This window comes from Amycolatopsis taiwanensis DSM 45107, from assembly GCF_000519205.1.
Taxonomy (GTDB): Bacteria; Actinomycetota; Actinomycetes; order Mycobacteriales; family Pseudonocardiaceae; genus Amycolatopsis_E; species Amycolatopsis_E taiwanensis.
The window spans coordinates 17,790-39,248 of sequence record NZ_JAFB01000027.1 but is presented as its reverse complement, the minus strand read 5'-3'; the positions used below and the strand labels follow the sequence as shown (position 1 = coordinate 39,248).

Here is a 21,459-nt window from a genome sequence, read left to right as displayed (position 1 = left end):
GAATGCCACGTATCCGGACGATCAAGCCGAGCTTCTTCCGGTCCGAGGACGTGTCGGCGCTGCCATTGCGTGCGCGCCTGACATGGATCGGTCTGTGGACGCATTGTGACGACGCAGGCCGCACCAAGGACAACGTGCGCTTGATCAAGGGCGACATCTGGCCGCTGGATGACGTGTCCCTGGCGGACATCGAAGAGGACCTGGAGACGCTGGCCGCCCATGGGCGCATTGTGCGCTACGAAGTGGACGGTCGGCGGTACCTGGAGATCGTTAATTGGGACGACCACCAGAGCATCCAGAAGCCCACGCCATCCAAGATTCCGCCCGCGTCCAATGGCGCTCTGGTACCTCCGCCGGAGCCCGACGGTAGCGCTACCGGAGGACTACCGGAGAAAACAGCCGGTTATCCACAAATCCCTGGTAGCGGCTCTCCAGTAGGACTACGGGACTCCTCCGGTAGTCCTACCTCGGGGAAAGGAAAGGAAGGGAAAGGAAAGGAAGGGAAGGGAACGCGCGCGCGAGGCTCGATCTCCGACGACCGGCCGAGCACGCGGGAACCACCCCCGCCCCCAAACCCTCAACCGCAACGCCCACTAGATCGCTGCATCGACCATGAGCACGATCCGGACCCGCCCCCGTGCGGCGCCTGTGCCCGAGCCCGCGAAGCCCGCGAACGCTGGGACGCCGACGCTGCCGAACAGGCGCAGGTCCGCCGCGCGGAGGCGGTGCACCAGCGCGCCGAGACCCGAGCGCACGCCATCGCCGCCTGCGACATGTGCGACCAGACCGGCTACGTCGGCGCCGCCCTGTGCCACCACGACCCGACCGCCGCCGACCGCGCCCGCCGGGGCATGGCGCTGGTCCGGGCCGCCCTGGGCAAGGACCACGGCTCGACCGACCCGCCCGACGACGACAGGCAGGCGTCATGACCGACCAGCTCACCGACGAGGAAGGACCACCGTGAGCAGGGGAACAACCGCACGCACTCGCGCCGAGATCGGCCGTGCCAACCGCGAGAAAGGCATCCGGGCCGAACGCGACGTCGGCCGGTACCTGCGGGTCCACGGCTGGCCCGACGCCGAGCGCAAGTCCGACAACGGCTGGCGCAGCTCCGACCGGGTCTCTGCCGACCTCGGCGACATCCGGGGCACGCCCGGCCTGGTCTGGCAGGTCAAAGCGCGCGGCAGTCTGTCCACACTGGACATCACCGGCATCCTCGCCGAGACCACCGAGCAGGCGGTGGCGGCCGGGGCCGACTACGGCGTGGTCGTCCAACGCCGGGACGGCAAGTCCGACCCCGGCGTGTGGTGGGCGTGGCTCCCCGCCGCAGACCTCGCGGCGCTGATCGAAACCGTCCGCAACCCCGACGTGGCACACGTCAGCGACCCGACGCTCGCCATGCCCGTGCGGCTGGAACTGGCCAACCTGGTGACCTTGCTGCACCAGGCCGGCTACGGGGAGGCCGAGGCCGCATGAACCACCGTCCGCCCCGGTGCTGGGCCAAGGTCGCGGTGCTCGTGACCTCGGTGGCCGTGTTCGTGCTGCTCGCGCTGCTGTGGGTGGTGTTCGCATGACCCGCCGCACGCTGCCCACGCTCGGCGCGGTGGGGTTCACGCTGCTGATCGCCGGGCTCGTCGCCGCCATCTGGACCGGCGAGCTGATGTGGCTGGTGCTCGGTGTCGCTGCGCTGCTCACTGCCGCCGTCTGGTCGGCGGCCGAAAGCGGTGGCCGCGATGGGTGAGCACGCCTGTGTCACCGGCTGCACTCGGCCGACCAACGACATGCTCTGCTCAAGCTGCCTGGACGAGCTATTGGCCGCCCTGCGCGCCCTGGCCACCGACGGCCAGGGCGGGCGCGGCCTGATCGCCGAACTCGGCATCACGCTGTCCCGGCAGAGCGTCCTGTCCACCGGCACAGGCGTGGTCGCCCACTCGGCCACCCAGCCGATGCCGTTCCACGAAGCCGCCAGCGAGATCGGCTGGGTGCTGGCGAACACGATCTCGACCTGGGCGCGCGACGTGCACGAGTGCAACCCACACCTGCTCCCGCCCGCCGGGTCCACCGCGGGCGCGGTCGCCTGGATGGTCGGCCTGCCCGGACTGCTCGCACTGCACCCGGCGGCCGACGAGCTGTACGACGAAATCACTCACGTCGTCGCTCGCGTCCGCCGGGTCATCGATCGCCCACCGGACCGGATCTACGCCGGGCCGTGCGATGCGCAGGTCGAGGGCGGCAGGTGTCCCGATCACCTCTACGCCCGCCCTGGCGCGAGCCGGGTGCAGTGCGGCAGCTGCGGCACCGAACACGACGTGGACGAACGCCGCAACTGGATGATCGACTACGCGGCCGACCTGCGGGTCACCGCGACCGTGGCGCTGGGCTGGGCTCGGCTGCTGCTGGACAAGACCATCCCGCGCGGCACCTGGGACTCCTGGGTGAACCGGGGCCGGATCGTCGCCCACGGCACCGACGGCCGGGGCCGCCCGGTCTATCGATTCGGCGACGTGCGTGACCTCGCGCTGACCCACGTCAGTCGGCCACGACACGCCGCCTGAAACTTGCCAAGGCGCTGAGCTGCGTGCAAGATCGGTGTCGTCATCGTCCGGAAGTGTGTGGCCGCAGGCCCCCGGACCCTGATAACCCCCCTTATCAGCTCGTCGGCTCGACGGTCTTCATCCCGAGCGTCTTGCCCTGGTTGTCCAGCAGCTCGACGCGGTACGACCGACCCTCCACCCCGGCGATGTCCTCCAGGCGGAACGCATCCGGCATCTCGTAATCCGGCGCGACCGCCGTCCGGCTCGCCTCGGTCCAGCCGTCGGCGTCCTCGTCGTAGACATGCACGACCAGCAGCGTCGGGAAGGGGAACCGCTCACCGGCCTTGTACCGGAGCACGGTGGCCTCGGCCAGGACCACGGTTGTACCCGCGTTCCCGGCGGGCAAACTGCCCTCTTTGATCAACTGGTGTACGTAGGACCGGTTGTGCCCAAGGACGTCGGCGGCCTCGGTCACCGAGAGCAACTTGGGCAGAAGCGGGTCACGTACCATCCGGGGGTCTCCCTGCTGTCTTGCTGACAACTGATTGCAGGAAGACACGATAGCCCCGGCCGCTACGCGACCGGGGCTGTCGCCTGTCACGGGGTGTTCACCTCCTAGATGAAGATCGGGATTCGGCACGCCTGCTCGGCATCCGGGGAGAGCATGTAGACCGGCAAGTGCTCGCGGCCCTCCTTACGAGCCCGGTCGACCCGGTGCCAGCCGTCGATCACGATCACGCCGTACTCGCCCTTCTCCGGCTTGATCGGCGCGACGATGATCGGCTTGGTCAGGTCGGTCTGGGTCATGGCGTAGTCGTGGTCGACCTCGATCTGGATCAGCCGCATGTAGCCCGGCTTCTCCGGCTCCAGCGGGAGGAACTGATCCAGCGTGGTGATGCCGCCCTCCGGGTAGAAGGTCGCGGCAGCCTCCCCATCGGCCCGGATCAACTCCTCGGCGGTGGTGATGCACCACTGCCAAACCATGAACCGGAAGGTCTGGCAGCCCAGGTGCGTCGGCGAGTGCGTCCTGCTCACCAGTCACCACCCCCCACGTACACGTCCGACCAGGACTCGCCGGTCTCCTCCACACCTTCCGGCGGGATCGGCGGCAAGCCTGCCTCAAAGCAGCGCAAGCACTCCTCGCGCGGCCCGAACATGGCCCCGGTGATCGGCTCCTTGCACGTTGGGCAGATAGGCGCCTCCGGCTCCGGCTCCGGTTCCTGACCCGTCAGGATCTCTCGGCTCATGACTCGTCTCCCTCGATCGGCCGGATCGGGCCGGTGATGTTCTCGGCGAGCGTGCGGTACAGCGCCTGGACGGCTTTCCGCGACTTCGACGGCATCGGGAAGCCCATCCGCCGCTGGAAGTGCTTCGCGGCCCGCTTCACGACGCTCGGCCAGCGGTCCGCGCCGATCAGCAGGGCGCACCACTCGCACGCTGCCCAGTCGCCCGTGCTGAACCCGTTCGGCGCGTTGGGCGGGGTGAAGTCCCGGGCGGGCACAACGAACTTGGGCACCCCAGCGGTGCAGAAGTCGCAGTGACCGCGCCACCCTGGCGGAGCCGGGATCGGCACCGGTTCGTGGTTGATGTCCTTGCCGTCCATCGCGTCCGAGATCGTGTGCCGGTAGGTCACGCCCTCCTCGTTGGTGAACCCATCCAGCGCGAGGTTGCACACCTTGCAGATGATCGGTTGGCTCACGACCAGCCCTCCTCGTCGGCGATCTCGAACAGCAGGGCGGCAGCGCTACCGTCGCCCTCGTTCCAGTCCCTGACCAGATCGGCGCCCGCCATGTCGGCGAGCGCGGCGACCTCCGGGTCGGTGTAGTCCACCCGCGAGTGCGGGTTTTCCTTAGCGGCCAACTCGACCGCACGGCCGCCGAACAGCGCGGCGATCTTCCCCCGCACCTCCTGCGGGTCCACGGGTTTCGTCATCGTCATCACCCGTCCAGCCGCAGCAGCTCACGCAAGGCCGGCGGGCCATCGCTTCCGGCGGGCTCAGGCTTCCAGTAAGCGCAGACGTAGAGGTAGCCGTGGCTGCGCTGAGGGTTCGCCTTGATCACGGCACGGTCGTTCTCAAACAGAACGACCTCGGTGCCAGAGCGCACCGACAGCTCACCGGACGCGAACATCATGGTCGCCTTGCTGATCCACCCTTCTCCGTCGTGGTCGCGGAGGTAGCCGATCAGCGTGTGCCAGTCGCCGAAGCCGGACTCACGGTCCGGCGGGACATCGAGGCCGAAGCCGTCGGGGTGTACGACCGCCCGGCAGCCCCAGGCGGTCGTCACATCGGGCGGAAGCCCTTTGTTATAGCCAAACTTGAGCTGTTCGCTCATTGGTCGTCCTTGTCTTGCTTGAGGATGGCGGCGAGCGCCGAGGACATCGCCCGAAGCGCGTCCTCGGCCTCGACCATTTGGGATTTCGGGGCGCACCACTGGAGAACAAGCTCCGGGGTGATGCGGACGAGGTGGGTCCGCCCATCGGCGAACACCACCACGCCGTCGAAGCGCACGACCGTCATCGCGGCGTGCCGTCCACGACGACGGCGCCAGGGCCGCGCGGTCACGGCCCTAGCCACCACCGACACCGCCAACGCGGCGGCGTAGTCAACGGTGTCGCGGGCACGGTCCCCGCCGCGACGACACCACTTCCGGCTCACGCGCATCACGCCACCGGACCGGAAGGCCGGTAGATCGACGGCGGGAGCAGACGACCATGCTCCGGGCAATCGCGCCGGGTGATGCCCGCATCGTCCGGCGACGTGTGCGGCACCGGACAGGTGCACCGCTTGGCCACCGGGGCAGGGCCGGAGGGCCGGGCTTTCGCCCGACCCCCGCAATCCGCGTGACCGCAGCCACCGCAAAAGCCACCCGACGAGCAGGCGCAGCCGCAGCCGCTCATGACCCGCCTCCCGCGAGCTGACCGCCGATCACCGCGATCACGAACATGATCACGAGGCCGGTCGCGCCGACGCGCCAGTTCTTCGTCCAGATCCACCCCAGCAGCCCGCCGCCGAGCGACAGGGCTGCCAGGGTGGCGAGCACGGCGTTCACCGGGGCCGCCTCACAATGACCTCGACACCCCGGATGAGGCAGTGCTCGACGAGAACGCACGCGGCGATGCCGATGTAGTAGTCCCGCCGCTCCGGCGTGAGCTTCTCCCAACCGATCACGCTGCCCTTGCCATCGAGGCAGTCCGTACCGCCGTAGTAGGCCATGCGGCCTACCCGGTCGGCGTCCTGCTCGGACAGCTGCTCGACCGTTACCGGTTCGGTCCGGGGTGGTCGGGGTGGTGTCGCCGGTCGTGGCCGCATGTTCCGGCCTCGTCTCAGCTTCATGGGGTGGTGCCTCCCTGCTGTCGTGGGTTGCTGTCTTGCTGACAGACCCAGAATGCAGGGTCAAACAAATGATTGTCTAGTCATAGTGTTATGTATCACATACAGAGGACAATCATCTTGTCGGTGGTTAATGTTGGTCCTGTCAGCAAGACAGCAACCAACACCCCAGGGAGAGCCGCACATGTCCCATGAGCTTGAGAAGCTCGCCGATGGCAGCTATGCCTTTGCTGCCGCCCGTGAGCCCGGCTGGCACCGGTTGGGCACCGTTGCCCCCGGTCCGATGAAGGCACAGGAAGTGCTAGACCTTGCCCACCTGTCCGGCTGGAATGTCCGGAAGTCCTTCGGTATCACCGGATTAGTCCCTACTGGCAAGTGCCCCGAGTGTCGGAGGAAGGTCGGAGCCAAGCACACTCAGAAGTGCACCGTTCGCCAGGATGCCGATCGGCCAGATGACAGCCCGGAAGTGTCCGAAATGGACACTGTGGAACTGATGGATATACCGGGCTGGGTGAACACCTTCCGGACCGTCCCGCAGACCGGAGAGCTACAACCGCTCGGCATCGTGTCCGGTGAGTACCCGATCATTCAACCGGAAGAGTTCGCCGACTTCATGCAAGCCATTGTGGACACTTCCGGTGCCGTGTTCGACACTGGGGGATCACTCCGGAATGGTAAGGACATCTTCCTTACTATGCAGCTTCCGGAGTCGATCAAGATCGGTGGAACCGATGAGGTCGGGCTGTATCTCGCCGGTTTCCAGAACTACTCCGGACAGGGCAAGCTCAAGGTGGTCACCACCCCGGTCCGGGTGGTCTGTGCCAACACTGAAAGGGCAGCTCTCCGCAACCACCGAAGTGCCTACACCTTCCGGCATTCGTCGGGACTCGCCGGAAAGCTCCAGGAAGCCAGGGAAGCACTCAAGATCAACTTCGAGTGGCTGTCGGTCTTCCAGGCAGAGGCCGAAAGCATGATCAACACTCAGCTGGACACCGAAGTGTTCGGCCAGTATGTCAAGGAACTATGGCCAGAGAAGTTCCGGAAACCTCTAGATGACTGGAGGAAGCCGGAACAAGAACAGTGGGAAGCTCTTACCGCACTGTTCAAGTCTGCCGACACCCAGGAAGACATCCGGGGCACCGTCTGGGCCGGATACAACTCCGTTGTGGAATACCTGGATTGGTTCGTTCCCGTGGTCGGCAAGGGTGAAGAGGAGTCGGTCACCGCTCGTGCCGACCGGAGCTTTACCGGTGAGTATGACAAGATCAAGAACAAGGCATTCACCACTGCACTAGACATCGTGGCCGCTAAGTGATGACCGACCGTCCACAGTGCCCCCGGCCGACTGGTTGGGGGCACTGCCCGTTCCGGGGTAGTTCCCCCGCTGGTGTAATTCCGGCCGCTGTGAGGCCCGTACAAGGGTGCATCTCGGCCCCCGGTAGCTCCCTGCCCGTGGTGTATTTCCGGTGCCCTGTAGGGCAGGCAGGGGGCAGGGCATGCCGTACCGTGCCCCTGCCCCGTGCACTGTGCCCGGTTGTGGTGAGCCTGCCCCTGGTCGGGGCCGCTGTGCCGAGCATGCAAGGCAGGCAGCCAATCGCCGCAGGGCCGACCCTGCACAGCAGGGCTACCGAACAGCAGGGCACCGCCGCTTCCGTACCGCCGTGTTGGCCCGTGACCCATGGTGCCGATGCACCGATACCCAATGCCCGCAGCATTCCGGCCGCAGTTGTGGCCAACCGTCCACAGTGGCCGACCACTGGCCAGCCACGCGGCGAGCACTCATCCGAAATGGACAAGACCCGAATGACCCCGCACACGGGCGAGGCATGTGCCAGACCTGCCACAACCGGGCCACCGCAATCGACCCCACTACAAGAGGGGGCTAACCGCGCCCGCCGAGGCCCCCAGGGGGTCACCCCTCCCCCCACCCGGCAAGCCGGATCGTCAGCCAGGCCCGAATCTGTGCCGACACATATCGGTCACTCTCGGTGCGCGGTCGGGGGTGGTGCCCGTTGGTGATCAACCCGACCGCCGACCAGACCGCCCCGATCGTGATCGAGGGGGCGGCGCCGTCGGCCGAGATCCGTACCGAGCTGGCCCGCAAGGGCCTTCCCGTGCTGCTGGCGTTCAGCCGGGGTAAGGACTCGCTGGCCGCATGGCTGGCCCTGCGGGATTCCGGAGTGGAGGTCCGGCCGTTCCACCTGTACCTGGTGCCCGGTCTGGAGTTCGTGGACGAGTCGCTGGCGGACTACGAGCGGTACTTCGGGGTCACGATCCCGCAGCTTCCGCATCCGAGTCTGTTCCGGTGGTTGAACAACCTCACGTTCCAGGTGCCCGAGCACATCCGGATCATCGAGGCCGCGCAACTGCCGGAGCCGGACTACATCGACATCTCGCGGATGCTGTGCGAGAGCTACTACGACCTGGACCCGGCGGCGACGTGGACCGCTGACGGCATCCGAGCGGCGGACTCGCCCAACCGCCGCACGGCGATAAAGGGCCACGGCCCGATGCGCGAGCACGTGATGAAGGTCAGCCCGGTGTGGGACTGGCGTATCCGGCATGTCCGGGCCGCGCTCGCCGAGCACCACTGCCCGCTGCCCATCGACTACGAGTGGTTCAACCGCACCTTCGACGGCCTGGATCTCCGGTTCCTCAAGCCGATCAAGGACAACCGGCCACGGGACTACGACCGCATCCTGGAGTGGTTCCCGCTGGCGGATCTGGAGCTGTTCCGTGCCGGACTCTAACGACGATGTGATGGCACAGCTCGCCGGTTCAGCCGCACCGATGGGCGGGTCCAATGAGGACCTGTTGGCGCAGCTCAACCAGGAGCCGGAGCCGGACCCGCTGGCCGAGGTCGACTACACCGGAGACCTACCGGAGGACTCCCGTAGGGAACTGACCGCACTACAGCAAGGGTTCCGGGATCGAGCGAAGCGGGAGGCCGAGCGCTTCCGGCTCGCCACGGATTCCGAGTATTGGATCGCGGTGTGCTTCAAGTCGCGCGAGGACAAGGAACGGTTCCTGCGCAACGCCGGGCTTCTCGCCATCGGCGACAAGTACATGGATGGCTACGCCGTGGCCCGCGTGCTCGGTGTGCCGATGGACGAGGAATAGGAGAGGAGGTAATCCATGCGTCGGGCGTTTTCCGTTAGTGGTGCGTTGATTCGCGGTGCCGCGCGTCGGCTCGGTCTTCGCGCGCCGGGCGCTGCGGGTGGCCGCAGCTCCGGTACCTGATCCCCTCCCGATCGTGACGAGGCCCCCGCTCGCTCCCCCATCTGGCGGGGGCCTCGTCACACCCCAACGACCCGTAGGAGGCTGCCGTGGGAGCACGGGGAGTCAAGCCCAAGCCAACGGCTCTCAAGATCCTGCACGGCGACCGCCCGGACCGGATCAACCACGCCGAGCCGATCCCGCCCGAGGGTGAGGTCAGGCCGCCGGAGGAGCTGTCCGAGGACGCCCGCGCGGTGTGGGACCGGCTGGCGCCGAGCCTGATCGCCGTCGGCGTGCTCACGCCGTGGGACGTGGACGCCTTCGTGGTCGTCTGTGAAGCGCTGGGCCGCTACAAGCAGGCGACCAAGCTGGTCAACGGGTCCGCGCTGCTGGTGCAGGGACCGAACGGGTTCGTGAAGAACCCCGCTCTGACGGTGCAGCGCGAGGCCGAAACGACGTTCGCGCAGTACGGCGCCCGCTTTGGGTTGACGCCCAGCGACCGCACACAGCTCAAGGTGGACGCGCCGGGTGGCCGCAGCGGGCCGAGCGCGGAACGCCTCCTCTCGTAAGCGGCGGCTGCCGGAGTGCGGCTACACCCTCGACGGCAAGACCTGCCGGAAGAGGGGCGACCACTTCTGCCGTCCCAGGGCCGCGCACGCCGTGGCCTTCTGCGCCGAACTGTGTGTCCACACCAAGGACAAGTGGGCGCGCAAGGCGTTTGTGCTCTCGACCTGGCAGCGCCGGGACATCATCGAGCCGCTGTTCGGCGAGGTCACCTACGACCCCGAGTGGGAGTCCTACGCCCGCCGGTTCCAGATCGGCTGGATCGAGCTGGCGCGCAAGAACGGCAAGAGCGAGCTGCTGGCGTTCATCGCGCTCTACCTCCTGGTCGGCGACGGTGTGGAGGGCGCGGAGATCTACGGCTGCGCCATGGACCGGGGCCAGGCCGCCAAGGTCTTCGACGTGGCCGCCCGGATGGTCAAGCTCTCGCCGGTCCTGTCGGCCCGCCTGGTGGTCAAGGACCACATCAAACGGATCATCGATGAGCGCACCGGCAGCTACTACGAAGTGGTCGCCGCCGACGCCGCCGGGAACCTCGGCCACAACCCGCACGGTGTCGTCTTCGATGAGGTGCTGACCCAGCGCGACGCGCGGCTGTGGGACGCCATGCGCACCGGCATGGGCACGCGGATGCAGCCGATGATGGTCGCCGCGACCACGGCCGGAGACGACCCGGCGTCGTTCGCGCGCAGCGAGCACAACGAGTGCGTGCGGATCATGGAGGACCCGGACCGGGCGCGGCACCGCTTCGCCTACGTCCGCAACGTCCCCGAGGACGCCGACCCCTGGAATGAGAAGAACTGGCCGCTGGCCAACCCCGCGCTGGGCGATTTCCTCTCGATCCGGTCACTGCGGCAGGAAGCCGCCGAGGCAAAGAACGACCCGTCCAAAGAGAACGCCTTCCGGCAGTACCGTTTGAACCAATGGGTGCAGCAGGCGCACCGCTGGATGCCGATGCACCTGTACCGGCAGTGCGCGGGCACCGTGGCCCCGGCCCCGGATTGGTTGCGCGCCGAGCTAGCCGGCCGCCGGGCCTACGGCGGGCTCGACCTGGCGGCCAAGCTCGACATGACCGCGTGGGCATTGTTCGTGCCCGACGGCCTGGACGGCGTGCCCTCGATAATGTGGCGGTTTTGGCTGCCCGAAGCGGCCGTGACCTTCCTCGACGGGCGGACCAACGGGCGGGTCTCGCAGTGGGCCGACGGCGGATGGATCACCGTCACACCCGGCGATGTCATCGACTACGACGTGATCTACGCCGACATCGCCGAAGACTGCCAGACGTTCAAGGTCATGGCCGCCGGATACGACGAGTGGTCCGGTGAGCCGGTCCGGCAGGAGATCCAGAAGAAGACACGGCTGGACCTCGCGCCCATTCCGCAGACCTACCGCGGGCTCACGTTCGGGCTGACCGAGCTGATGGCGTTGACCAAGGCGCGCACCTGGAACCACCACGCCAACCCCGTCGCCGAGTGGTGTTTCGACGCGGTGGAAGTGCGCCACCCCGCTGGGGACGCCGACCAGCTCCGGCCCGACAAGCCCGACCGGGGCGCCGTCGGCAAACGCATCGACGCCGTGCCCACAGCCGCGATGGCTATCACTCGCTGGCGCGAACTGGCACAGAAGCACGCGCGGTCCGGGCGGATGGTGGTCCGGTGAGGTTCGACTGACTGCGATAGTGGTCGGCGAGGTGGTCACGGAGCCGTGCGTGGCGGAATTGGTAGACCGCGCCTGTCGTGCGCAGTACGCCACGGTCGTAGGCGTCTTCGAGAAAGCGCTTTGGACGCCACGGCAAACGACCGGTCAGCGGCAGCCACAGGCGTGCGAACAGCAGCCAGCTCCCCCATGCCGAGAGCGCCAAGCGGACAATTCCGAATGCGGAACCCAAGACGAGCCCGAAAATGAGGTTACGGAGCATACCAAAGGACTCGACCATGAACCCGTAAGCGAACCCGCCCACGAGCACAGTCGTTGCGATCGTTTGGGCGAGGGTGACCGTTCGGTCACGGGTTAGGAGTGTCCACCGGTCGGTGGCGTGGGGGTCGTAGGTATCTCCGAGAGCTGACACGACGACACTTGGGAGCCCGTACGCGAACCCGAACGCGAACCCGTACGTGAGCCCGTACGAGAGCCCGTACGAGAGCCCGACCGCGAACCCGTACGCGAGCACGTACGAGAGCCCGAACGAGAGCCCGACCGCGAACCCGCTAGTAAACTCGACGGTGGGCTTCTTGAGGTAGGTTATCCACCCGGCGCGTGGATCACGGCCTCGCCGTCGCAGACTCAGGCGTAGTCGCTCCGGTTCTCGTCCCGTGCGCCCGCGAGAAAATCGCACTTCGTTGATGAGCCCGACCCCGAGCCCGAACGCGAGCCCGAACGCGAGCCCGAACCCGACGTACGCGAGCCCGGCCGCGAGGCCGTACGCGAGCCCGACCCAGAGCCCGAACGCGAGCCCGGCCGCGAGCCCGAAGATTGCTGTGAGGACGAGGATGCGGGTCCGGCGGTGGAGGGTGGCGGGGAGCTGCCACCAGGTGAGGTCGTGGGTGGTGCGGTGCATGAGGTGGGTGGCGAGGTAGCCGAGCCAGTGGCGGGCTTGGTCGGGGGTCCAGTTCGGGTGTCGTGGACCGCGCGGGCCGGGGTCGCGGTGGGTATAGACGGTGTCGATGTAGGCGTCCAGGAGATGGTCTTCCACCGCCGCAGCGGTGGGAAAACGTTGGCTCTCAAGGAGATCGTGGGGATGGCGGTCCGGGGTGTCGTTGTAGACGGTGCGGGCGAGCGTGACCATCAGCGGTGTCTTCAACACGCGGGTGAGGTTCTGGCTGGCAGTCTGATCGGGTTGGGTTTCCAGGTGCTCGAACACCGCGTCCCATTCCCGGCTGCGGGACTTGCTGGTGCTCAGGCGTAAGAACCGGTGGGCTTCATCGCGGGCGACTTCCTGGAGTTCGATGGCAGCGGCGCGGCCGACCGCTTTGACCACGTGAGCGGCCTCGCGGTATTCGTCCGGGCGACTGGTCACGACCAGTGGATAGTCGATGTTGCTGACCTTGCCGATGGCGGCACGGTGGTGCTGGTGTGGGATCTCGTCAAAGCCGTCCAGGACCGGAAGGATCAGCTTCTCCTTGACGAGGATTTCGGCCTGTGTCTCGCCCGTGGCGGGGTTCTTGTCGTTGAGGAACCCGAAGTCGCGGACGAGTTGCTGGATCAACCAGAGCTGGAGATCGGTCGAGTCGGGGTTCCAGTCGCTGAGGCTGAACAGCACCGGCACCGGGCCGGTGACGCCGTCGGTGTCAAGCAGGTCGAGGATCAGGCGGTGCGCCAGCACGGTCTTGCCCGCCCCGGTCTGGCCCACGATCACCAACCGCTTCGAGTGAACCGCCTGGTAGGTCTCCCGGACGGCCGTGAAGTGCCCCTCCAGCGGCACCGGCTCGGCGCTGTCGTGGATGTTCTCCCAGTGATCGAGTAGGTCATCGGTGGCGGTGCGCCACCGCACCGACAACGCGCCAGAACCGCTGATCCCCCACTTCCGCACTTCCTTTGCGCTGGCTTCCCGGACCTCGCGGGTGAGACGCCAGAGAGGCTCGCGTAGCGACTGGTCCGCACTGTGCGCAGCAGACGGTTGGTGCCACCCCACGACATCGCCATACATATTGCCGATCTGGAGAACATTCCCCCGCACAGAGCCAGTGATCTCGTTACGGATCTCATCGCCCTTCGTCACATCGTGCAGTGTGCAGCACATGCCCACTCACCATGCGTCAAACCGCCGGATCGCCCTACCGACTTTGAGGACAGCTAGCGAACGAAGCCTGGCGGTTGTACGAGTTGCGCTGCCAGCCGGGCCACTAGACCGACCGCGCACCCGTTCCCCACCAACGACCGGCGTCAAGGGGGTGAGCGGGTGGCGATCGGCGATGTTCCGAGCGAGATCGACCAGCAGTGGCTGACACGGCTGGTGCATCGGCACAATGCCGAGCTTCCGGAGCTGCGTCGCCTGCTGGAGTACTACGAGGGCCAGCAGCGGCTGTCGTACATGCACCCGGAGCTGATGGACACGCTGGACGAGCGGGTCCGTCAAGTGGTGATCAACTGGCCGCGCCTGGTGGTCGACGCGTTGGAGGAAAGGATCGACCTCCAAGGTTTCCGGCTCGGCGGGAAGCCCAAGCTCGACACCGACCTGGAGCACGTGGCCCAGTACAACGACCTGGACGCGGGCTATCAGCAGGCACACGTCACCGCGATGGTGATGAAGCGGGCCTACGCGATCGTGGGCGCCAACCCGCGCCCGGCCGACGCGAGCTACCCGTTGGTGACGATCGAGTCGCCGCTTGAGGTCCATGTGGAGCTGGACCCGGCGACCCGGCAGGTCATCGCCGCGATCAAGCGTTGGCACGACTCCACACCGGACGGTGAGATCCGGTACTTCATCACGCTGTACCTGCCGGACTACACGGTGACCTTCGTCGTCTCCCGTGACAGCGGCGGCTACATCGAGGTCTCCCGCGACGATCACGGCCTGGGCGAAGTCCTGGTGGTTCCGATCGTGAACCGGCCGCAGCTGTGGTATCCGCTCGGTACGTCCGAGCTGGCGGATGTGATCCCACTGTCGGACGCGGCGTGCAAGATCGCCACGGACATGATGATCTCGGCCGAATTTCATGCCATGCCAAGGCGTTGGGCGCTCGGGTTCGATGAGGACGACTTTCGCGACCCGGACGGCAAGAAGGTCTCGGTGTGGCAGACGATCGCGGGCAAGATCTGGTCCACCTCCAAGACCAAAAAGGACGATGGAGTGGAGGTCGGCCAGTTCAACGAGGCCGATCTGACCAACTTCCACAACACGCTGCGGGCACTGGCGGTGCAGGTGTCCACAGTGTCCGGTCTGAGCCTGCACAACCTCGGCTACTCCAGCGACAACCCGGCGTCCGCTGATGGCATCCGGGCGGCCGAGTCCCGGCATGTGAAGCGGGCCGAGCGGCGGATCAAGGGCTTCGAGACCGCGTGGGAACGGATCATGCGGCTGGTGATGCTCGTGCGCGATGGCGTTGTGCCGGACTCGGCGCGCTGGATGGAAACCGTGTGGGCTGATGCGGCCACGCCAACTTTCGCACAGAAGTCCGACGCCGTGGTCAAGCTCTACAGCGCGGACAAGCTGGTGCCGCGCCGGATGGCTCGGCGCACGCTCGGCTTCACCGCCGCGCAGATCCGGGACATGGAAAGCGAAGACCGCGAGGACGTGACCCGCGCGGTCTACGACCCAGCGGCGGAGACAGGGCCGAAAGCCGAGCCGTCGGCCGCCGCGCAGCGGAGTCCGGTCCCCGCCGGTAGCGCCAGCGGATGACCGCGCCGACGGCCGAGCGCACCGAGATCGCCTACGACCACCAAGACGCCACCCAGGCGGCCGTTCGGCGGGCAGCAGACGACGTGCAGCAGGCGTGGCGCGAGGTCGCGCCCGACCAGCTGACCGCCGCGTACCCGAGCGAGATCCTGCCGGTGTTCATCTCGGCGGTCACGGCTGGCCAGATCTATGTCGCCGCGCTGGCGGAACCGTTCGTGGACAAGGCTGTGTCCGGCACCGACGAATCCGCGGTGGCCTCGGTGCTGCCCGTGAGCTTCGGCGGTGTCACCGCTGGCGGCATGAGCCTGGACTGGCTGGGCACGGCGCTGCGGGTGTGGCTGCTTCAGAATCTGCTCGCGGGTATGTCCACAACGGACGCGCATCAGGCCGGGCTCCGGCGGGCGCTGACCTATGTCTCGACCGAGATCAACGATGCGGGCCGCTCGGCCGTGCAGGTCGCCGAGACAGCCCATCCTGGCGTGGCCGGGCACGAGCGGGTGGTCCGGCTTCCGGCCTGCGACCGTTGCATCGTGCTCGCCGGGAAGTTCTACCGCTACAGCACTGGTTTCCTCCGGCACCCGCGCTGCGACTGCACGATGGTCCCGGTCACCCGAGCGGACTGGCGCGCTGGGCGGCCGGAGAACGACCCGACCGCGCTGTTCCACGCGATGAGCGAGGCCGAGCAGAATCGGCGCTTTGGCACGGCCAACGCCGAGGTCATCCGGATGGGCGGCGACATCTCGCAGGTGGTCAACGCCCGAAGCGGGATGGCCACGGTCAAGGCATTCGGCCGGAACCTCCAGATCACCACCACAGGCACCACCACGCGTGCCTTCTACGGCGGCTACGAGATCCGGCCTGATGGCAGCCTGCGGCCACGCACGGACGCCGAGCTGCGCAAGGAGCCGGGCCGCCGGTACCGCACGACGAAAGCTCCTCGCCTGACACCAGGCGAGATTTTCCGACTCGGCGACGAGTTCGGGTGGGACCGCGACGAGCTGGTGCGCCAGCTGCGCCGCTACGCCTACCTGACCCGCTGAGTCGCGCGCCGCACGGCGCACCCACCCCACACACCCGACCGGGCAGGCGCACGCCACCGCCCGGCGATCCCGCACGGGAGGAACCAGCACCCAATGTCCGACACCACCACCGCAGACGCGCCCGCCAACGGCGGGACCGACGACACCACGCAGCCCGACTCCACTGGTCAGCAGCAGCCGGCCAGCCCGCCCGCGCAGGACGAGAAGTCCACACAGGACGAGCAGGACCGGGACTACCGCAAGCTCTACGAGCAAGCCGTTGCGCAATCCCGGAAGTGGGAGTCCCGCGCCAAGGAGAACAGCTCCAAGGCCAAGAAGTGGGACCAGGCCGAGGAAGCCAACCGCACGGAAGCCGAGAAGAACCAGGTCCGTGCGGAGGAGGCCGAGGCCCGTGTCAAGGCCGCGCTGACTTCTGCGATCAACGCCGAGATCCGCGCTGCCGCCCACGGCTGGGCCACGCCCGCAGATGCGCCGCGCTACCTCGACGACAAGGACCGCTACATCGGCGAGGACGGCGAGATCGATACCGCCGCCATCGCCGAGGACGTGGCGGCCGTGCTCAAAGACCGCCCGCACTTGGCGGCCGAGAGCGGCCGTCGGGGACCCAACCCCGATCCGGGCCAGGGAGCGCGGGGCGGCCTGTCGGTCGCGGACCAGATCCGCGAGGCCGAGCGCAAGGGCGATCACCGGGAAGCCTTGCGGCTCAAGACCGCGCAACTGCTCGGCGACAAGGGCCGGAGCTAACGCGGGTGTCGCGGTGTCGGCGTCGTAGATAGAACAGGAGACACGATGCCCGGCATTACCGGCATGCTCACCACGTTCAATAGCCCGAATTATGTGGGCGAGTTGTTCGCGGTCACGCCGAGCGATACCCCGCTGCTGTCCTCGATCGGCGGGCTGACCGGCGGCCAGTCGACCGACTCCACGATCTTCACCTGGCAGTCTTACGACCTGCGCGCGGCCGACAACGCCCGGCAGCGTCTGGAAGGCGCGGACGCTCCGGAGCCCGAGGCCCGGACGCGCTGGAACAACTTCAACGTGGTGGAGATCCACCAGGAAGCGTTGTCGATCACCTACACCCGCGAGGCCGCGACCGGCCAGTTCGCGGCGACGGGCTCGAACGTGCCGACCTCGGCCGCGATCAGCGGCACCAACCCGGTCGGCGACGAGCTGACCTGGCAGACCCAACGGCACCTGGAGCAGATCGCACGCGACATCGAACTGTCCTTCATCACCGGCACGTTCGCCCAGCCCACCAACAACGCCCAGCCGCGCAAAACGCGTGGGCTGCTCCAAGCCATCGAGACCAACGTGATCACCAACGCCACCCCGGCCGAGTTGACCGAGGGCGTGATCGTGGACCTGCTCCAGACGACTTGGGAGAACGGTGGCCTGACCGTCAGCGAGACGGCGACGCTGATCTGCAACGCCTGGCAGAAGCGGCAGCTGACCAAGGCGTTCATCTCGGACCGGGGCTATCGCGAGCAGACCCGCAACGTCGGCGGGGTCTCGTTGCAGACCATCGAGACGGACTTCGGGCGGCTGAACCTGATGCTCAACCGCTACATGCCTGCCGACACGGTGGTCGTCGCGTCGCTGGACGAGCTGGCTCCGGTGTTCCTGCGGGTGCCCGGCCGCGGCTTCCTGTTCACGGAGCCGCTGGCCAAGACGGGCGCGAGCGACAGGTTCCAGATCTATGGCGAGGTCGGCCTGGCCTACGGCAACGAACGCAGCCACGGCAAGATCACCGGCCTCACCACGGCCCCGCAGGCGGACTGATCCCTATGGGCGGCAAGCCGAATCCGGGAACGCCGAAAGACCAGCGCAAGTCCGGGCGCGGGGCCAAACCTGGCCCCAAGCCGGGCAGCCACAACAAGAAGAAGGGCGGTGGGTCGTGAAGTTCACCAGCGAACGACACCCCGGCCTGATCGTGCGCGACCTCGGCGTGCGGTTCGTGGACGGCGTGGCCGATGTGGACGCCAAGACGGCCGCCGAGCTGCGCAAGCTCCCGGCCGACATGGGTGTCCGTGAGGCGAAGTCCGAATCGGACCCGCCCGCCAAGGCTCGACGGGCGCGCACGGAGTAACCCGTGGTGCAGCTGTTCACCGCAGCCACGCTCACCGCGTTGTCGGGCCGTCCCGTCAGCGACGCCAGCTCGGCCGCCATCCATGACTGGGTAGTGGACCTGATCATCGGCGAAATCGGCGCCGTGCCCGATCCCGTGCCCGCCGGAGTGCTGGCGGTGGCGCTGGAGCTGGGACGGACCTCCGTGCCCACCCCCGGCGGCGGGAGATCCATCACGATCGGCCCGTACACGGCCGCATACTCGGCTGCCGACGCCCGAGGGGTCACCGGCCTGACCCGTGATCAGCGCTACCGGCTCCGGCGAGCGGTCGGCATGCCCATGGCGTTCAGTGTGGACACCAGCCGCACGGAGGTCAGCTCATGACCCCGGAAGGGCTGATCGGGCACACGATCACGGTGTCCCGCCCGGCAGGAGTCAACCGTTACGGCGACCCGCTGCCCGCAACCGAGCACACGATCGGCGACTGCGTGCTGGCGCCACACGGCTCAGTGGAAATCACCGAACGGTCCGATCAGGTCACCACGCACCTGACCGTCTACACCCGAGTCGATGCCGACGTGACCGCCACCGATCGCGTCGTGCTGGCCGACGGGACGCGCTGGCAGGTCTCGGGTGAGCCGCAACGCTGGCGCAACCCGTTCACCGATGCGGGCGGCGTGTGTCAGATCGACCTGGAAAGAGTGACCGGATGAACGTGCGGTTCGAACTCGACCACGACGGTATCGGCGAGCTGATGCTCAGCCCGGACATGCGCAGCATGCTCACCGACCGAGCCAGGGGCGGAGCCCAGTTCGCACAGCACATCGCACCCCGTGTCACTGGGCAGTACGCGACCAGCATCCACGCCGAGGACGGCGGGCGCGGTGGCCGCAAGCGAGACCGGGCGATGACCGTGATCGTGGCCTCGGCACCGCACGCGGCGGCGGTGGAGTGGGGCAACCGACACCGCAGGGGCCGTCACGTGCTGGCCCGCACCCTCGACATCGTGGAAGCGGGATAAGCATGGGGACGGTTCTGCCGCCGTTTCCCGACGCTGAAGACGTGGTGATGGCGCTGCTGGAACAGGTGGCGCCCACGGTCAGCGACACCCCGCCGGATCTGACGCCGCCACTGATCAAGGTCAATCGGGTGGGTGGCTCCGACGACGGGATCACCGACTATCCCCGCGTCGAGGTGTCCTGCTACGGCCACGACCATGCCGAAGCTCGCCGTCTGGGCGAACAGTGCCGCCAAGTGATCCTCGGAAGCGTCCGCACCGTAGCGGCGGGCGCCCTGATCGACAGCGTGCGCACCGACAACCCGCCGACCCGCGTGCCGTATGCCACCAGCGACGACGAGCGCTGTGATCGCGCCTACTACCGGCTGGCCTGGCGTCGCACCCGCGTAGGCACCGAGAAGTCCTAAGGAGACATTGTGACGACTCCCGCACCGTCGACCTCTTACAGCGCGCTCAAGCGCAAGCAGTCCGAGCTGATCCGCAAAGCGCTGGAAGGGTCGGTGTTCATCGCCGACCATTCGGCCGAGTTGCCCACGACACTGACCACCGGCAGCTCCGCAGACCTGGTGCCGCTTCCATCCGGCTACGAGGACCTCGGTTGGGTGTCCAAATCGGACGGCGCTACCTGGTCCCGGTCGGTGGACACCTCCGATGTCGAGTCATGGGGTGCGGTCGAGCCGACCCGTACCGACATCACCAAGCAGACCGACGGCCTGAAAGTCGTGGCGCAGGAAACCAAGCGGCGCACCCTGGAACTCTACGAGGGCCTCGACCTGTCCGGGGTCACCCCGGACCCCATGACCGGCGAGGTCACCTTCGATCGCCCGTCCCGCCCGGCCACGCGTTATTTCCGGGCGCTCGGGTTGTTCGTGGACGGTGCCGGGGCCGACACGATCTATGTCGCCAAGTTGCTACCGAAGGCGTCGGTCACTGAGACCGGCGACCAGAAGTGGTCCGACGATGGGGACCCCATCGGTTACGACGTGACGCTCACCGCCAAGTACGACGACGAGGCCCAGACCGCGATGCGCATGTTCTTCGGCGGCCCCGGTTGGAAGGCGCTGCTGGACGACATGGGCTTCACCACGGACACCGCCCCCGAGGAGTGATCCCGCCCTAGTCGTGGCGCGGCGCTCACGGGCCGGGTGGCCGTGGCGTCGCGCCACACCCTTCGCGCCGCGCATCCCTGCCAGTCCGCCCCATCCAACACAGGAGATCCGCGATGGCCACCCTGCGCGCACCCGACGGCAGGACCTACCGCACCGAGGACGAGTCCGAGATCCGCACGCTCACCCTCGGGCATGGCTACACCGTGGTTGCCGACGAGCCCGCAGCAGTGCGTCCCCCGAGCCCGGACGCGACCACGGACGCCGAGCTTCCCACCGACACAACCGACACGACCGAGTAAGAACCAGGAGAACCACCCCCACGATGGCCAAGACCTACAAGTACAGCCGCTACGTGTCCGAAGCCCAGAAGGACCCCTTCGTGCTGGAACTGGAGGACGGGGAGCAGATCAGCATTTCGGCCCCCTCTGGCGCGGTCCTGCTGGAAATCGAGGAGTCCGGTAGCTCCCGGCAACGCCTGGAGTTGTTGACCGGCGACGAGTACGACCGCGTGTACGAGCTGATGCGCGATGCCCCGGCAGGAGCACTCAACGGTCTCGTCGCCGACATGGCCGACCACTTTGGACTGTCGGCGGTGCCGCCGGGGGGTTCGCGGGCCTCGTCGCGCTAATCGAGGACCACGGCGAGGCAATCGAATACGACCTCCAACGCGAGTTGGGGATCAACATATTGGAGTTCTTCCGGGGCGAGCGGCCGTGGCCGCAGCTCTACCGGCTGATCGAGCGGCTGCCCGACCACGGTCACTACAAGGTGGCCATCCGCGACGACGACGAGATCGCCCGGCGGCAACGAGACGCCGAACTCGCCCGCCCCCAGCCGGCCACACCACGGTCGGTCGACGCGCACACCTGGACTCCGGAGCGGGCGGCGCTGACCGACATCGCCGACATCCTGTTGACCATCCGGGCCTCCCTGGACGCTCAGCGCACCGGCAAACCCCAAAAACCCGGCCAGATGCCGCGCCCCAAACTGGCGCGGGACCGGCTGGAGGCATCCGAGAGCTACCAGCGACACCGACAGCGGGTCCAGATGATGCTTGCCAGGGGGTGACCGCACCCCGTGCCCTACAGCGCTGGCACCGCCTACATCCAGATCGTTCCGTCGCTGAGCGGGTTCGGCCGGTCCGTCACGACGCAGGTCACCTCTCAACTGGCGGGCCTGGGCACGGCGACGGGCACCAAGGTCGGGGGCGATCTCGGGCGAGGTCTCGCCACCGGGATCACCCCCTACAT

32 protein-coding genes are annotated in these 21,459 nt (G+C 67.5%); 22 read left to right on the top strand and 10 right to left on the bottom strand.

Features of this window, described 5'->3' with window-relative positions:
• Positions 1 to 2 precede the first annotated feature (2 nt).
• The 4 genes from A3CU_RS52580 to A3CU_RS0121520 all read left to right on the top strand — a co-directional run bounded on the left by A3CU_RS52580 (position 3) and on the right by A3CU_RS0121520 (position 2,555).
• The gene (locus A3CU_RS52580) at positions 3 to 929 is read left to right on the top strand and encodes a hypothetical protein (protein ID WP_156960476.1); all 927 of its coding nucleotides are present in this window, start codon (positions 3 to 5) and stop codon (positions 927 to 929) included.
• 31 nt (positions 930 to 960) lie between these two features.
• Complete coding sequence (locus A3CU_RS0121535; RefSeq protein WP_052371959.1) at positions 961 to 1,476, top strand: hypothetical protein; 516 nt, start codon at positions 961 to 963, stop codon at positions 1,474 to 1,476.
• 94 nt (positions 1,477 to 1,570) lie between these two features.
• On the top strand, positions 1,571 to 1,741 hold the full coding sequence (locus A3CU_RS52575; RefSeq protein WP_156960475.1) for a hypothetical protein: 171 nt from the start codon (positions 1,571 to 1,573) through the stop codon (positions 1,739 to 1,741).
• Complete coding sequence (locus tag A3CU_RS0121520) at positions 1,734 to 2,555, top strand: hypothetical protein (RefSeq protein WP_156960474.1); 822 nt, start codon at positions 1,734 to 1,736, stop codon at positions 2,553 to 2,555. The genes A3CU_RS52575 and A3CU_RS0121520 overlap by 8 nt, the downstream gene beginning before the upstream one ends.
• Positions 2,556 to 2,649: 94 nt before the next feature.
• Here A3CU_RS0121520 and A3CU_RS0121515 read toward each other — a convergent pair whose 3' ends face one another.
• From A3CU_RS0121515 to A3CU_RS52560, 9 genes are all read right to left on the bottom strand, one after another.
• Complete coding sequence (locus tag A3CU_RS0121515) at positions 2,650 to 3,045, bottom strand: helix-turn-helix domain-containing protein (RefSeq protein ID WP_027944049.1); 396 nt, start codon at positions 3,043 to 3,045, stop codon at positions 2,650 to 2,652.
• 104 nt (positions 3,046 to 3,149) lie between these two features.
• Positions 3,150 to 3,569, bottom strand: coding sequence for a ParB N-terminal domain-containing protein (locus tag A3CU_RS0121510; RefSeq protein WP_027944048.1), 420 nt, complete (start codon positions 3,567 to 3,569; stop codon positions 3,150 to 3,152).
• Positions 3,566 to 3,781 carry a hypothetical protein gene (locus A3CU_RS0121505; protein WP_027944047.1) on the bottom strand — a complete coding sequence of 72 codons (216 nt, stop codon included), beginning with the start codon at positions 3,779 to 3,781 and terminating at the stop codon, positions 3,566 to 3,568. The genes A3CU_RS0121510 and A3CU_RS0121505 overlap by 4 nt, the downstream gene beginning before the upstream one ends.
• Positions 3,778 to 4,233: a hypothetical protein gene (locus tag A3CU_RS0121500; protein ID WP_027944046.1), complete on the bottom strand. Its 456-nt coding sequence runs from the start codon at positions 4,231 to 4,233 to the stop codon at positions 3,778 to 3,780. Before A3CU_RS0121500 ends, A3CU_RS0121505 begins: the two co-directional genes overlap by 4 nt.
• Positions 4,230 to 4,466, bottom strand: coding sequence for a hypothetical protein (locus A3CU_RS0121495; protein ID WP_156960473.1), 237 nt, complete (start codon positions 4,464 to 4,466; stop codon positions 4,230 to 4,232). Before A3CU_RS0121495 ends, A3CU_RS0121500 begins: the two co-directional genes overlap by 4 nt.
• A 5-nt stretch (positions 4,467 to 4,471) precedes the next feature.
• Positions 4,472 to 4,867, bottom strand: coding sequence for a hypothetical protein (locus A3CU_RS0121490; protein ID WP_027944044.1), 396 nt, complete (start codon positions 4,865 to 4,867; stop codon positions 4,472 to 4,474).
• Positions 4,864 to 5,196: a hypothetical protein gene (locus A3CU_RS52570; RefSeq protein WP_211246482.1), complete on the bottom strand. Its 333-nt coding sequence runs from the start codon at positions 5,194 to 5,196 to the stop codon at positions 4,864 to 4,866. The genes A3CU_RS0121490 and A3CU_RS52570 overlap by 4 nt, the downstream gene beginning before the upstream one ends.
• A 232-nt stretch (positions 5,197 to 5,428) precedes the next feature.
• Entirely contained in the window at positions 5,429 to 5,584 is a 156-nt protein-coding gene (locus tag A3CU_RS52565; protein WP_156960471.1) for a hypothetical protein, read from the bottom strand.
• Positions 5,581 to 5,868: a hypothetical protein gene (locus A3CU_RS52560; RefSeq protein WP_156960470.1), complete on the bottom strand. Its 288-nt coding sequence runs from the start codon at positions 5,866 to 5,868 to the stop codon at positions 5,581 to 5,583. Before A3CU_RS52560 ends, A3CU_RS52565 begins: the two co-directional genes overlap by 4 nt.
• A 181-nt stretch (positions 5,869 to 6,049) precedes the next feature.
• On the opposite strand from A3CU_RS52560, the gene A3CU_RS51270 reads away from it, so the two are divergent.
• The 5 genes from A3CU_RS51270 (at position 6,050) to A3CU_RS0121450 (ending at position 11,301) form a co-directional block, all read left to right on the top strand.
• The gene (locus A3CU_RS51270; RefSeq protein WP_156960469.1) at positions 6,050 to 7,180 is read left to right on the top strand and encodes a DUF932 domain-containing protein; all 1,131 of its coding nucleotides are present in this window, start codon (positions 6,050 to 6,052) and stop codon (positions 7,178 to 7,180) included.
• Between the two features lie 700 nt (positions 7,181 to 7,880).
• Positions 7,881 to 8,615 (top strand): adenine nucleotide alpha hydrolase family protein, encoded by a 735-nt coding sequence (locus A3CU_RS0121465; RefSeq protein WP_211246481.1) that lies wholly within the window; start codon positions 7,881 to 7,883, stop codon positions 8,613 to 8,615.
• The gene (locus A3CU_RS45950; protein ID WP_245617247.1) at positions 8,602 to 8,985 is read left to right on the top strand and encodes a hypothetical protein; all 384 of its coding nucleotides are present in this window, start codon (positions 8,602 to 8,604) and stop codon (positions 8,983 to 8,985) included. The genes A3CU_RS0121465 and A3CU_RS45950 overlap by 14 nt, the downstream gene beginning before the upstream one ends.
• Before the next feature lie 206 nt (positions 8,986 to 9,191).
• A complete protein-coding gene (locus A3CU_RS0121455) occupies positions 9,192 to 9,650 on the top strand; it encodes a phage terminase small subunit P27 family (protein WP_027944039.1) in 459 nt (152 codons plus the stop codon).
• Positions 9,610 to 11,301 carry a terminase large subunit gene (locus tag A3CU_RS0121450; RefSeq protein WP_052371958.1) on the top strand — a complete coding sequence of 564 codons (1,692 nt, stop codon included), beginning with the start codon at positions 9,610 to 9,612 and terminating at the stop codon, positions 11,299 to 11,301. The genes A3CU_RS0121455 and A3CU_RS0121450 overlap by 41 nt, the downstream gene beginning before the upstream one ends.
• Here A3CU_RS0121450 and A3CU_RS0121445 read toward each other — a convergent pair.
• Positions 11,240 to 13,171 (bottom strand): NACHT domain-containing protein, encoded by a 1,932-nt coding sequence (locus A3CU_RS0121445; protein WP_027944037.1) that lies wholly within the window; start codon positions 13,169 to 13,171, stop codon positions 11,240 to 11,242. The two genes, A3CU_RS0121450 and A3CU_RS0121445, sit on opposite strands and share 62 nt — an antisense overlap.
• A gap of 369 nt (positions 13,172 to 13,540) precedes the next feature.
• Between A3CU_RS0121445 and A3CU_RS0121440 the strand changes: the two genes are divergently transcribed.
• The 13 genes from A3CU_RS0121440 (at position 13,541) to A3CU_RS0121380 (ending at position 21,277) form a co-directional block, all read left to right on the top strand.
• The gene (locus A3CU_RS0121440; protein ID WP_027944036.1) at positions 13,541 to 14,980 is read left to right on the top strand and encodes a phage portal protein; all 1,440 of its coding nucleotides are present in this window, start codon (positions 13,541 to 13,543) and stop codon (positions 14,978 to 14,980) included.
• Positions 14,977 to 16,017 carry a VG15 protein gene (locus tag A3CU_RS45945; protein WP_052371957.1) on the top strand — a complete coding sequence of 347 codons (1,041 nt, stop codon included), beginning with the start codon at positions 14,977 to 14,979 and terminating at the stop codon, positions 16,015 to 16,017. Before A3CU_RS0121440 ends, A3CU_RS45945 begins: the two co-directional genes overlap by 4 nt.
• 93 nt (positions 16,018 to 16,110) lie before the next feature.
• The gene (locus A3CU_RS49930) at positions 16,111 to 16,761 is read left to right on the top strand and encodes a hypothetical protein (RefSeq protein WP_052371956.1); all 651 of its coding nucleotides are present in this window, start codon (positions 16,111 to 16,113) and stop codon (positions 16,759 to 16,761) included.
• 45 nt (positions 16,762 to 16,806) lie between these two features.
• A complete protein-coding gene (locus A3CU_RS0121425; protein ID WP_027944035.1) occupies positions 16,807 to 17,796 on the top strand; it encodes an SU10 major capsid protein in 990 nt (329 codons plus the stop codon).
• A 115-nt stretch (positions 17,797 to 17,911) separates the two neighbouring features.
• Positions 17,912 to 18,103, top strand: a complete 192-nt coding sequence (locus A3CU_RS0121420) for a hypothetical protein (protein ID WP_027944034.1) — start codon at positions 17,912 to 17,914, stop codon at positions 18,101 to 18,103.
• A gap of 3 nt (positions 18,104 to 18,106) precedes the next feature.
• Positions 18,107 to 18,466: a hypothetical protein gene (locus tag A3CU_RS0121415; protein WP_027944033.1), complete on the top strand. Its 360-nt coding sequence runs from the start codon at positions 18,107 to 18,109 to the stop codon at positions 18,464 to 18,466.
• Positions 18,463 to 18,795 (top strand): hypothetical protein, encoded by a 333-nt coding sequence (locus tag A3CU_RS0121410; protein ID WP_027944032.1) that lies wholly within the window; start codon positions 18,463 to 18,465, stop codon positions 18,793 to 18,795. Before A3CU_RS0121415 ends, A3CU_RS0121410 begins: the two co-directional genes overlap by 4 nt.
• A complete protein-coding gene (locus A3CU_RS0121405) occupies positions 18,792 to 19,103 on the top strand; it encodes a hypothetical protein (RefSeq protein ID WP_027944031.1) in 312 nt (103 codons plus the stop codon). Before A3CU_RS0121410 ends, A3CU_RS0121405 begins: the two co-directional genes overlap by 4 nt.
• A gap of 2 nt (positions 19,104 to 19,105) precedes the next feature.
• Positions 19,106 to 19,507, top strand: a complete 402-nt coding sequence (locus A3CU_RS49925) for a hypothetical protein (protein ID WP_052371955.1) — start codon at positions 19,106 to 19,108, stop codon at positions 19,505 to 19,507.
• A 9-nt stretch (positions 19,508 to 19,516) separates the two neighbouring features.
• Entirely contained in the window at positions 19,517 to 20,209 is a 693-nt protein-coding gene (locus tag A3CU_RS0121395) for a phage tail tube protein (RefSeq protein WP_043842010.1), read from the top strand.
• Positions 20,210 to 20,322: 113 nt separating this feature from the next.
• Positions 20,323 to 20,508: a hypothetical protein gene (locus A3CU_RS0121390; RefSeq protein ID WP_027944029.1), complete on the top strand. Its 186-nt coding sequence runs from the start codon at positions 20,323 to 20,325 to the stop codon at positions 20,506 to 20,508.
• A gap of 23 nt (positions 20,509 to 20,531) precedes the next feature.
• Positions 20,532 to 20,837 carry a hypothetical protein gene (locus tag A3CU_RS0121385; protein ID WP_027944028.1) on the top strand — a complete coding sequence of 102 codons (306 nt, stop codon included), beginning with the start codon at positions 20,532 to 20,534 and terminating at the stop codon, positions 20,835 to 20,837.
• Between the two features lie 59 nt (positions 20,838 to 20,896).
• Positions 20,897 to 21,277: a hypothetical protein gene (locus tag A3CU_RS0121380; protein ID WP_027944027.1), complete on the top strand. Its 381-nt coding sequence runs from the start codon at positions 20,897 to 20,899 to the stop codon at positions 21,275 to 21,277.
• Positions 21,278 to 21,459 lie beyond the last annotated feature (182 nt).

Bases quoted from the DNA above. Each gene is read 5' to 3' on its own strand.
- A3CU_RS0121490 (WP_027944044.1), bottom strand. From the start codon at position 4,867: ATGAGCGAACAGCTCAAGTTTGGCTATAACAAAGGGCTTCCGCCCGAT.
- A3CU_RS0121495 (WP_156960473.1), bottom strand. From the start codon at position 4,466: ATGACGAAACCCGTGGACCCGCAGGAGGTGCGGGGGAAGATCGCCGCG.
- A3CU_RS49930 (WP_052371956.1), top strand. From the start codon at position 16,111: ATGTCCGACACCACCACCGCAGACGCGCCCGCCAACGGCGGGACCGAC.
- A3CU_RS45945 (WP_052371957.1), top strand. From the start codon at position 14,977: ATGACCGCGCCGACGGCCGAGCGCACCGAGATCGCCTACGACCACCAA.
- A3CU_RS52560 (WP_156960470.1), bottom strand. From the start codon at position 5,868: ATGAAGCTGAGACGAGGCCGGAACATGCGGCCACGACCGGCGACACCA.
- A3CU_RS0121405 (WP_027944031.1), top strand. From the start codon at position 18,792: ATGAACGTGCGGTTCGAACTCGACCACGACGGTATCGGCGAGCTGATG.
- A3CU_RS0121410 (WP_027944032.1), top strand. From the start codon at position 18,463: ATGACCCCGGAAGGGCTGATCGGGCACACGATCACGGTGTCCCGCCCG.
- A3CU_RS0121390 (WP_027944029.1), top strand. From the start codon at position 20,323: ATGGCCACCCTGCGCGCACCCGACGGCAGGACCTACCGCACCGAGGAC.
- A3CU_RS52575 (WP_156960475.1), top strand. From the start codon at position 1,571: ATGACCCGCCGCACGCTGCCCACGCTCGGCGCGGTGGGGTTCACGCTG.
- A3CU_RS0121385 (WP_027944028.1), top strand. From the start codon at position 20,532: ATGGCCAAGACCTACAAGTACAGCCGCTACGTGTCCGAAGCCCAGAAG.
- A3CU_RS52570 (WP_211246482.1), bottom strand. From the start codon at position 5,196: ATGCGCGTGAGCCGGAAGTGGTGTCGTCGCGGCGGGGACCGTGCCCGC.
- A3CU_RS0121505 (WP_027944047.1), bottom strand. From the start codon at position 3,781: ATGAGCCGAGAGATCCTGACGGGTCAGGAACCGGAGCCGGAGCCGGAG.
- A3CU_RS49925 (WP_052371955.1), top strand. From the start codon at position 19,106: ATGGGGACGGTTCTGCCGCCGTTTCCCGACGCTGAAGACGTGGTGATG.
- A3CU_RS0121425 (WP_027944035.1), top strand. From the start codon at position 16,807: ATGCCCGGCATTACCGGCATGCTCACCACGTTCAATAGCCCGAATTAT.
- A3CU_RS0121520 (WP_156960474.1), top strand. From the start codon at position 1,734: ATGGGTGAGCACGCCTGTGTCACCGGCTGCACTCGGCCGACCAACGAC.
- A3CU_RS51270 (WP_156960469.1), top strand. From the start codon at position 6,050: ATGTCCCATGAGCTTGAGAAGCTCGCCGATGGCAGCTATGCCTTTGCT.
- A3CU_RS52580 (WP_156960476.1), top strand. From the start codon at position 3: ATGCCACGTATCCGGACGATCAAGCCGAGCTTCTTCCGGTCCGAGGAC.
- A3CU_RS0121515 (WP_027944049.1), bottom strand. From the start codon at position 3,045: ATGGTACGTGACCCGCTTCTGCCCAAGTTGCTCTCGGTGACCGAGGCC.